The following is a 1,833-nucleotide window of genomic DNA, read 5'->3' as shown; positions in this document are numbered from 1 at the left end:
TGTTAGACCACCACTAACAAGATAAAGACAACAAAAACTCAATTTTTGCATAAAACCTTTGGTAAAATCCTAACTTTTTCTATGTTCTAAATTCGAGCGAAATGTCCCATTCTTCTGTTTTTTCATCTAACTACGAGTTCGATTCAAGGTTCTCCAAATCCAGCACACTGTTTTTCAGACGTCGATAGACTAAAAGTTTGTCCCAATCCCGCCGAGCGCAATAGATTAGTATGATTCTTGGACGTAAGACAGTTCCGAATGTGATATTCTTGATTCGACGGAGTCAAGAAGGCCGGTGGCAGATTGATCGCTCTCTGATGAACTCAATCTCACTCCCTGAATTGCGCCCCTTAGGAAGCAATTCACAGTATTCAAGTAAAGTTTAATGGAACTCAGTGAAACACCTTCCTATCATCACCTTACCCACAAGTTAAGAAGTTTGGGATAATAAGGATCAAAAGCTGATATTTTTCAAGTGTTCCGACAAGAATGAGACTTTTTACTTGCAAGGAGTATGATTTTCTGATAGAGAAAAATTTCCCGAACCTTTCCACCTCCACCCCCACCCAAAAATAAGGGTGGGAACTAAGTTTCACGGGGGATTTTGTCGTAATTCCGACAAATTGATCTTGAGATCCCATTACTTGTGGGTAAGGTGATGCCTTCCTATGGGTCGGTGTTTAGGTCGTTCGATGGGAGTGCTGGTGATATCACCCGGCTTTGTTAAGACCCTCCGCCCTCTGTCATTTTAGGAGAAAAGAAATGAAAAGTCAAGATGGCAAATATGTAGGAATTGATTGTGGAAAGAAAAGTTTAGAGTTGTTCGAATTAACTCGGAGAACTCGCTCGAACGTCGACAATTTAGTACAACAGAAAGTGGTATTAACAATTTACTAAAATGGTTAACCTTGAATGATATAGTCGGATTAGAAGCTGGATCTCAATCTTTTAGAATCGCAAAATCAATATTAAACAAAGGGATTCAAGTAATTGTCCTGAATCCCGGAGACTTAGCAACAATCTATCAATCCTTAAAAAAGACCGATAAAGAAGACAGTTTAAAAATAGCCAGGCTCATTCAACGTTTTCCAATAGAAGAGTTACCGGTTGTTCCAATTCCCACAACGCGCCTCTTAGGAAGCGTTATGCCTGAGTTCCTCCCGACGAAGAGGAAGACAATCGAAGACTTTGCACGGAACATGAGAACTGGACAAGACAACTAACGCAAGGCAAAAATCGACTTCATAGTTTATTCACTCAAGCAGGTTTGACTGAAATTACCAAAAAGCATTTGCGAATAAAAGCATCCAGAGAAGCTTCCGTAACTCTACTTCCTGATCGATACAAAAGAGAAGCAGAACGAATCTTAAAAGTTTTAGATTTAGTCGAACTAAATCTAAAACTAATAGAAGAAGAAATTAAAGAGGCTCTGAAAAAAAATCAGAGTTATGTTCAAACGATCATGTCCATGCCTGGGATCGGTATGATTACTTCTTTGGCGATCATGAGTTATATGGGTAATTGTAAAAGATTCTCTTCGGCTAAACAAGCAGCCTACTACGCAGGCCTTGTTCCCAGAGTCGACATCTCAGGAGATACGGTTCGATACGGAAGAATTGTATCTCGTGGTTGTCATGCAATTCGAAGAGTAATTGTTCAAGCGGCCTGGAGTCTGGTTCGATGTCAGCATGGCGGAAAGATAAAAGAATTCTATCAAAGGTTATACCTTAAAAAAGGAGCTAAAAAATCGATCATCGCTACTTCACGCAAAATGATCGAAGTTCTTTATTCAATGATTCGAACGGGAGATCTTTTTGATTCTATGCCTGAAGA

Annotated in this window: 1 pseudogene; it reads left to right on the top strand. The window is 39.6% G+C overall.

From position 1 onward, the window contains the following. Window positions 1–762: 762 nt before the first annotated feature. Window positions 763–1,833, top strand: a pseudogene (locus LEP1GSC062_RS20085) (IS110 family RNA-guided transposase); the annotation flags it as partial.

This window comes from Leptospira alexanderi serovar Manhao 3 str. L 60, assembly GCF_000243815.2.
In the GTDB taxonomy this organism is placed as follows: Bacteria; Spirochaetota; Leptospiria; order Leptospirales; family Leptospiraceae; genus Leptospira; species Leptospira alexanderi.
Note: the sequence above shows the minus strand (reverse complement) of the source record. Positions and strands in the feature narration are given on the sequence as shown.